The organism is Bacillus sp. GW823-FHT06A10, assembly GCF_058795375.1.
In genome coordinates, this window is sequence record NZ_JBXAHT010000003.1 from 599,662 (window position 1) to 609,028 (window position 9,367).

The window sequence follows — 9,367 nt, forward strand, 5'->3', positions numbered from 1 at the left end:
CAGTTTTAATCACATGTGGGTAAATAGTTGTCCACATTTGCTTTTTTTGTCGAAAACCCTATCTCATATACAAACGACGTTTTTAGGTTTTAAAATACGTTTCGTATAAATATACATTTTATATTTATTAGGTTGTACATTTGTTGCGCAACCTTATTCTTTTACCATCTTAGTAAAGGAGGGACACCTTTGGAAAATATCTCTGATTTATGGAATAGTGCCTTAAAAGAATTAGAAAAAAAGGTAAGCAAGCCTAGTTATGAAACATGGTTAAAATCAACAACGGCTCATAACTTGAAGAAAGACGTATTAACGATTACAGCTCCAAATGAATTTGCTCGTGACTGGCTAGAATCTCATTACTCAGAACTAATTTCGGAAACACTATACGATTTAACAGGGGCAAAATTAGCAATTCGCTTTATTATTCCCCAAAGTCAATCGGAAGAGGACATTGATCTTCCTCCAGTTAAGCGGAATCCAGCACAAGATGATTCAGCTCATTTACCACAGAGCATGTTAAATCCAAAATATACATTTGATACATTTGTTATCGGCTCTGGTAACCGTTTTGCCCATGCAGCTTCATTAGCTGTAGCCGAGGCGCCAGCTAAAGCGTATAATCCACTCTTTATTTACGGGGGAGTTGGGCTTGGAAAGACGCATTTAATGCACGCAATTGGTCATTATGTAATTGAACATAATCCAAATGCAAAAGTTGTATATTTATCATCAGAAAAATTCACGAATGAATTTATTAACTCTATTCGTGATAATAAAGCTGTTGATTTTCGTAATAAATATCGCAACGTAGATGTTTTATTGATAGATGATATTCAATTTCTTGCTGGAAAAGAACAAACTCAAGAAGAGTTTTTCCATACATTTAATGCATTACACGAAGAAAGTAAACAAATTGTAATTTCTAGTGATCGACCACCAAAAGAAATTCCAACTTTAGAAGATCGTCTTCGTTCTCGCTTTGAATGGGGACTTATTACAGATATTACGCCGCCAGATTTAGAGACACGAATTGCAATTTTACGCAAAAAGGCAAAAGCTGAAGGGCTTGATATACCAAATGAAGTTATGCTTTATATCGCAAATCAAATTGATTCAAATATTCGTGAATTAGAAGGTGCACTTATCCGAGTTGTAGCTTATTCATCTTTAATTAATAAAGATATTAATGCTGATTTAGCAGCTGAAGCACTTAAAGATATTATTCCAAATTCTAAGCCGAAAATTATCTCTATTTATGATATTCAAAAAGCTGTCGGAGACGTTTATCAAGTAAAATTAGAAGATTTTAAAGCGAAAAAACGCACAAAATCAGTTGCGTTTCCTCGCCAAATTGCAATGTATTTATCACGCGAACTTACGGATTCCTCTTTACCAAAAATAGGTGAAGAATTTGGTGGACGTGATCATACAACAGTTATCCATGCCCATGAAAAAATTTCTAAACTACTAAAAACCGATACGCAATTACAAAAGCAAGTTGAAGAAATTAATGGTATTTTAAAGTAGTAGCTGAATAGTGTGAATAACTTACCTTGTTTTACGCACAGTCTATCCACATGTAGATAGACTGTTTTTACATCCTTCAAAGGGGTTATCCACATATCCACAAGCCCTATTACTATTACTACTATTTTTTTATCTTTATTAATTAAATAAAATCTTATACTTACCGGAGGTTTTTCTTTATGCGTTTTACAATACAAAAAGACTATCTTGTAAGAGGTGTACAAGATGTAATGAAGGCAGTTTCTTCTCGTACAACAATCCCTATCCTTACGGGAATTAAAGTTGTAGCTACTGAAGAAGGGGTTACATTAACAGGAAGCGATGCTGATATTTCTATTGAATCGTTTATTCCTGTCGAAGAAAATGGAAAAGAAATCGTAGAAATAGCTCAATCAGGAAGCATTGTTTTACAAGCAAAATATTTTAGTGAGATTGTAAAAAAACTACCTAAAGATACTGTCGAAATTTCTGTGGAAAATCATTTTATGACAAAAATAAAATCTGGAAAATCAGAATTTAACTTAAATGGTTTAGATTCTGCAGAATATCCGTTATTACCACAGATTGAAGAACATCATGTATTTAAGATACCAACAGATTTACTTAAGCATATGATCAGACAAACTGTATTTGCAGTTTCTACTTCTGAAACAAGACCAATCTTGACAGGTGTAAACTGGAAGGTATATAACAGCGAGTTAACTTGTATTGCAACAGATAGTCATAGACTAGCACTTCGAAAAGCGAAAATCGAAGGACATAATATTGCAGATGAATTTCAAGCTAATGTTGTTATCCCAGGTAAGAGCTTAAATGAATTAAGTAAGATTCTAGATGAGTCTGAAGAAATGGTGGATATCGTTATTACGGAGTATCAAGTATTATTCCGTACAAAACATTTATTATTCTTCTCAAGATTGTTAGAAGGAAATTATCCAGATACAACACGTTTAATTCCAGCAGAGAGTAAAACGGATATTTTTGTGAATACAAAAGAATTCCTACAAGCAATTGATCGTGCTTCACTATTAGCGAGAGATGGCCGCAATAACGTTGTCAAATTATCAACTTTAGAGCAAGAAATGCTAGAGATTTCTTCGAATTCACCAGAAATCGGAAAAGTTGTCGAAGAAGTACAATGTGAAAAAGTGGATGGAGAAGAGTTAAAAATATCTTTTAGTGCAAAATATATGATGGATGCATTGAAAGCCTTGGATAGTACAGAGATTAAAGTTAGTTTTACTGGGGCGATGAGACCGTTCTTAATTCGTACAGTAAATGATGATTCAATTATTCAATTAATTTTACCAGTTCGTACTTACTAGGTAAGGAATAAGGGTTGCTAGTTTAAAGATGCTAGTGGCCCTTATTTGATTTTTGGGTATTACTTTCCTAATGTTAGTTTATTTAGTACAATGAAAGAATGAACACTTTCAGAAAGTGAGCGATTTTATGAAACATATTAAAATTTCAACAGAGTATATTACACTAGGACAATTTTTAAAGTTAGCTGATGTAATTGATACAGGTGGCGCTGTAAAATGGTTTTTACAAGAATATGAAGTGTACGTGAACAACGAACTTGAAAATAGAAGAGGTCGCAAACTATATGCGAATGATGTTATTGAAATTCCAGGAAGCGGAACTTTCCAAGTTCAGGCATAAAGGGGGAGCCCTTTGTTTATTTCAGAAATACAATTAAAAAACTATCGCAATTATGAAAAATTAGAGCTTTCCTTTGAAGATAAGGTAAATGTAATTATCGGCGAAAATGCACAAGGGAAAACAAACTTGATGGAAGCTATTTATGTTTTAGCGATGGCGAAATCTCATAGAACCTCTAATGATCGCGAACTTATCCGCTGGGATGAAGAGTTTGGTCAAATAAAAGGGAAATTACAAAAAAGAAACAGTTCTTTGTCTTTGGAATTAAATATTTCGAAAAAAGGTAAAAAGGCAAAATTAAATCAACTTGAACAACAAAAGTTAAGTCAATATATTGGCGTGATGAACGTTGTCATGTTTGCCCCAGAAGATTTAAATCTTGTAAAAGGAAGCCCTCAAGTAAGAAGACGCTTTTTAGATATGGAATTAGGACAAATAGCTCCTGTATATTTGTATGAATTAAGTCAATATCAAAAGGTGCTCACGCAACGAAATCACTTGTTGAAAAAAATGCAAGGGAATAGTAAGAATGAGGAAACGATGTTGGATGTATTTACCCTTCAACTAATTGAGCATGGTGCAAAAATACTGCAAAAACGTTTTGAATTTTTGCATTTGCTACAGGAATGGGCAGCTCCAATTCATCGCGGTATAAGCCGTGGATTAGAAGAGTTAGAAATTGTCTATAAACCAAGTGTAGATGTATCAGAATCAATGGATTTGTCGAAAATAAAAGAAGTATACTATGAAAGTTTTCAATCTGTGAAACAACGTGAAATTTTCCGTGGTACGACTTTAATTGGTCCTCATCGTGATGATTTACAATTCTTCGTTAATAGTAAAAATGTTCAAGTCTTTGGTTCGCAAGGACAACAACGAACGACCGCACTATCCCTAAAATTAGCTGAAATTGAATTAATTTATTCAGAGGTTAAAGAATATCCAATCCTTTTACTGGATGATGTTTTATCAGAATTAGACGATTATCGTCAATCACATCTGTTAAATACAATTCAAGGAAAGGTGCAAACATTTGTTACAACGACGAGTGTCGACGGAATTGAACACGAAACATTAAAAGATGCGAAAACAATTCATGTAACGAACGGCACGGTAGATTGTGAAATAGATAGGGCATAAACCCCTGTTTAAATGGAAAAGTAGGTGATCTTTGTGTCAATGGAACAAAAACAAATGCAAGAAAATGCATATGATGAAAGTCAGATACAGGTACTTGAAGGACTAGAGGCAGTTCGGAAACGTCCGGGTATGTATATTGGATCTACGAGTGGGAAGGGACTTCACCACCTTGTATGGGAGATTGTCGATAATAGTATCGATGAAGCGTTAGCAGGATATTGCGATGAAATTAACGTTAGTATCGAAGAAGATAATAGTATTCTTGTAACGGATAATGGACGTGGTATTCCAGTTGGTATACAAGAAAAAATGGGACGTCCTGCAGTAGAGGTTATTATGACTGTCCTCCACGCTGGTGGTAAATTTGGCGGTGGCGGTTATAAAGTTTCTGGTGGTTTGCACGGTGTTGGTGCATCTGTTGTAAATGCCTTATCAACAGAATTAGAAGTATTTGTACATCGTGATGGCAAAATCCATTACCAAAAATACGAAAGAGGTATTCCGGTTGCAGATTTAAAAGTCATCGGTGATACAGATAAGACTGGAACAATAACTCGCTTTAAACCGGATCCAGAAATTTTTAAAGAGACGACAGAATATGAATTCGATACGCTAGCGACTCGTATGCGTGAGTTGGCGTTTTTAAATCGTAATATTAAATTAACAATTGAAGATAAACGTGAACATAAGCAAAAGAAAGAGTTCCACTATGAAGGTGGAATTAAATCATATGTTGAACATTTAAATCGTTCAAAACAACCAATTCATGAAGAGCCTGTATATGTAGAAGGTTCAAAAGATGGTATTCAAGTTGAAGTTGCGCTTCAATATAACGAAGGATATACCAATCATATTTACTCATTTACAAATAATATTCATACGTATGAAGGTGGTACACATGAGGTAGGATTTAAAACTGCCTTAACACGTGTGATTAACGATTATGGTCGTAAAAATAACATTTTAAAAGATGCGGATAGTAATTTGACTGGTGAAGATGTTCGTGAAGGTTTAACAGCAATCGTGTCAATTAAACATCCAAATCCACAATTTGAAGGGCAAACGAAGACGAAACTTGGAAATAGTGAAGCGAGAACGATTACGGAGTCAGTATTCTCTGAGGCTTTTGAAAAATTCTTACTGGAAAATCCCAATGTTGCACGTAAGGTTGTAGATAAAGGGACGATGGCAGCACGTGCGCGTGTAGCAGCTAAAAAGGCTCGTGAGCTAACTCGCCGAAAGAGTGCTTTAGAAGTTTCAAGTTTACCAGGGAAATTGGCAGATTGTTCTTCTAAAGATCCAGCAATTAGTGAAATTTATATCGTAGAGGGTGACTCTGCGGGTGGATCTGCAAAACAAGGACGCGATCGTCATTTTCAAGCAATTTTACCGCTGAAGGGTAAAATTATTAATGTTGAAAAGGCACGCTTAGATAAGATTTTATCAAATGATGAAGTTCGTACAATTATTACGGCGATTGGTACAAATATTGGTGGGGACTTCGATATCGAAAAAGCACGCTATCATAAAGTTATTATTATGACCGATGCTGATGTTGATGGTGCGCATATTCGTACCCTATTATTAACGTTCTTCTATCGTTATATGCGTCAAATAATTGAGTGTGGATATATATATATCGCACAGCCACCTTTGTTTAAAGTGCAACAAGGTAAAAAAATTCAATATGCTTATAATGATAAAGAACTTGAAAAAATATTAGCTGAGTTACCAGCCCAGCCGAAACCAGGAATTCAACGTTATAAAGGTCTTGGAGAGATGAATCCAACTCAGCTATGGGAGACGACAATGGATCCAGAAGTACGTTCGTTACTTCAAGTTTCCCTTCAAGATGCAATAGAAGCAGATGAAACATTTGAAATTTTAATGGGTGATAAAGTGGAACCGCGTCGTAACTTTATCCAAGAGAATGCAAAATACGTGAAAAACCTTGATATTTAAATGAGTAATGACAGGAATCTAAGTATTCCTGTCTTCTACATATAAATCAATGTATGTGTAACGGAAATGTAAGAGGAGGTGCTCGTTGATGTCAGACAATCAACAACAAGCACGAATTCGAGAAATTAATATTAGTCATGAAATGCGTACCTCATTTTTAGATTACGCAATGAGTGTTATCGTATCTCGTGCATTACCAGATGTTCGTGATGGATTAAAACCTGTGCATCGTAGGGTTTTATATGCGATGAATGATTTAGGAATTACAGCTGATAAAGCGTATAAGAAATCAGCACGTATTGTCGGTGAAGTAATCGGTAAGTATCACCCTCATGGAGATTCAGCCGTTTATGAAACAATGGTACGTATGGCGCAAGATTTCAGTCAACGTTATATGCTTGTAGATGGGCATGGTAACTTCGGTTCTGTAGATGGAGATTCAGCAGCAGCAATGCGTTATACAGAGGCAAGAATGTCTAAGATTTCTATGGAATTAATACGTGATATTTCAAAAAATACAATTGATTACCAAGATAACTACGATGGTTCGGAAAGAGAGCCGATTGTATTACCAGCGCGTTTCCCTAATTTATTAGTAAACGGTACGACAGGTATTGCAGTTGGTATGGCAACAAATATTCCGCCACATCAACTTGGCGAAGTAATTGATGGTGTGTTGGCATTAAGCCATAATCCAGATATCACTATCGCGGAATTAATGGAATATATTCCTGGGCCAGACTTCCCGACATCAGGTTTAATCTTAGGGCGAAGTGGCATCCGGAGAGCTTATGAAACAGGACGAGGTTCTATTATGCTTCGTGCCAAAGTTGAAATTGAAGAGAAATCAAATGGCAAACAATCTATTATCGTAACGGAACTACCTTATCAAGTTAATAAGGCACGATTAATTGAAAAAATCGCAGAATTAGTTCGCGATAAGAAAATTGAAGGTATTACAGATTTACGTGATGAATCAGACCGAAATGGTATGCGTATTGTCATGGAAGTACGTCGTGACGCTAATGCAAACGTACTATTAAACAATCTATATAAACATACAGCACTTCAAACAAGTTTCGGTATTAATATGTTGTCTCTTGTAAATGGAGAGCCTCAAGTACTAAATTTAAAACAAAACTTATATCATTATTTGGAGCACCAGAAGGTAGTAATCCGTAGACGTACTGCTTATGAATTAGAAAAAGCAGAGGCACGTGCCCATATTTTAGAAGGATTACGAATTGCTTTAGATCATCTTGATGAAGTTATTACGTTAATTCGTAGTTCAAAAACGGCTGATATTGCAAAGCAAGGCTTAATGGAACGTTTCGGTTTAAGTGAGAAACAAGCGCAAGCGATTTTAGATATGCGTCTGCAACGCTTAACTGGATTAGAACGTGAAAAAATCGAGCAAGAATATCAAGACTTAATGAAATTAATTGCTGAATTAAAAGCGATTTTAGCAGATGAAGAGAAAGTTCTTGAGATTATTCGTGAAGAATTAACAGAAGTAAAAGAGCGTTTCAATGATAAGAGACGAACAGAAATTACAATTGGCGGTATGGAATTTATTGAAGATGAAGATTTAATTCCTGAGCAAAACATTGCGATTACGTTAACTCATAACGGTTATATTAAGAGGTTACCAGCTTCTACGTACAAAACACAGAACCGTGGGGGACGTGGTGTACAAGGAATGGGTACGAATGATGATGACTTTGTTGAACACTTATTAACAACGTCTACTCATGATCATATTTTATTCTTTACAAACAAGGGTAAAGTATACCGTACGAAAGGATATGAAATCCCAGAGTATAGTCGTACTGCAAAAGGGCTACCAATTATTAACCTATTAGGGGTAGATAAGGGTGAGTGGATCAATGCCATTATTCCAATTCGTGAATTTGGTGACGACCAGTTCTTATTCTTTACAACGAAACAAGGTATTTCTAAGAGAACGCCACTTTCATCATTTGCAAATATACGTACAAACGGTTTAATTGCAATTTCGCTTCGTGAAGAAGATGAAGTGATTTCTGTACGTTTAACATCTGGCGATAAAGATATTATCGTAGGGACAAGCAACGGTATGTTAATTCGCTTCAATGAACAAGATGTACGTTCTATGGGCCGTAATGCAGCTGGTGTAAAAGCTATTACATTAGGCGAAGAGGACCAAGTAGTAGGTATGGAAATTGTTGAAGAAGATACAAATGTTTTAATTGTAACGAAAAACGGGTATGGTAAGCGTACTCCAGTTGAAGAGTATCGACTACAAAGTCGTGGTGGTAAAGGTCTTAAGACTTGTAACATTACAGATAAAAACGGTAAGTTAGTAGCGGTTAAGTCTGTAACAGGTGAAGAAGACATCATGCTAATTACAGCCGCAGGCGTTATTATTCGTATGCCAGTTGATCAAATCTCTCAAATGGGACGTAATACACAAGGTGTTCGTCTAATTCGTTTAGAGGATGAGCAAGAGGTAGCGACAGTAGCAAAAGCACAGAAAGATGAAGAAGAAGAATCTAATGAAGAGGTTTCTTCTGAAGAATAAGAGGGGGATTTTCCCCCTCTTATTTTTTTATAATAATACTTGCATAGTAATAGAAAAGTCTATATAATAGGCAGAGTCAGCAAATGAGAGATACAAATTATCTTGAAAAACTTGTTGACGAAAATAATATACTATGATATATTATAAAAGTCGCTGAAACGCGATATTGAACTTTGAAAACTGAACGAAACAAACAACGTGAAACGTCAATTTTTATTTTTAGATGCTAGACAAACTAACTTTATTGGAGAGTTTGATCCTGGCTCAGGATGAACGCTGGCGGCGTGCCTAATACATGCAAGTCGAGCGAATGGATTGAGAGCTTGCTCTCAAGAAGTTAGCGGCGGACGGGTGAGTAACACGTGGGTAACCTGCCCATAAGACTGGGATAACTCCGGGAAACCGGGGCTAATACCGGATAACATTTTGAACCGCATGGTTCGAAATTGAAAGGCGGCTTCGGCTGTCACTTATGGATGGACCCGCGTCGCATTAGCTAGTTGGTGAGGT

6 protein-coding genes and 1 rRNA gene are annotated in these 9,367 nt (G+C 35.9%); all 7 read left to right on the forward strand.

Annotated features, from left to right (window positions below; all coding sequences use genetic code 11):
* Positions 1-189 precede the first annotated feature (189 nt).
* Positions 190-1,530, forward strand: a complete 1,341-nt coding sequence (dnaA, locus tag AC1Q8M_RS23775) for a chromosomal replication initiator protein DnaA (protein ID WP_000428028.1) — start codon at positions 190-192, stop codon at positions 1,528-1,530.
* 179 nt (positions 1,531-1,709) lie between these two features.
* The gene (gene dnaN, locus AC1Q8M_RS23780) at positions 1,710-2,855 is read left to right on the forward strand and encodes a DNA polymerase III subunit beta (protein ID WP_001212886.1); all 1,146 of its coding nucleotides are present in this window, start codon (positions 1,710-1,712) and stop codon (positions 2,853-2,855) included.
* Between the two features lie 127 nt (positions 2,856-2,982).
* A complete protein-coding gene (gene yaaA / locus AC1Q8M_RS23785) occupies positions 2,983-3,195 on the forward strand; it encodes a S4 domain-containing protein YaaA (protein ID WP_000680510.1) in 213 nt (70 codons plus the stop codon).
* 12 nt (positions 3,196-3,207) lie between these two features.
* Complete coding sequence (gene recF, locus AC1Q8M_RS23790) at positions 3,208-4,335, forward strand: DNA replication/repair protein RecF (protein WP_000470755.1); 1,128 nt, start codon at positions 3,208-3,210, stop codon at positions 4,333-4,335.
* Between the two features lie 39 nt (positions 4,336-4,374).
* Positions 4,375-6,297 (forward strand): DNA topoisomerase (ATP-hydrolyzing) subunit B, encoded by a 1,923-nt coding sequence (gene gyrB / locus AC1Q8M_RS23795; protein ID WP_000435980.1) that lies wholly within the window; start codon positions 4,375-4,377, stop codon positions 6,295-6,297.
* Positions 6,298-6,385: 88 nt separating this feature from the next.
* Positions 6,386-8,857 carry a DNA gyrase subunit A gene (gyrA, locus tag AC1Q8M_RS23800; protein ID WP_001282866.1) on the forward strand — a complete coding sequence of 824 codons (2,472 nt, stop codon included), beginning with the start codon at positions 6,386-6,388 and terminating at the stop codon, positions 8,855-8,857.
* 241 nt (positions 8,858-9,098) lie between these two features.
* Positions 9,099-9,367, forward strand: a 16S ribosomal RNA gene (locus tag AC1Q8M_RS23805); the annotation flags it as partial.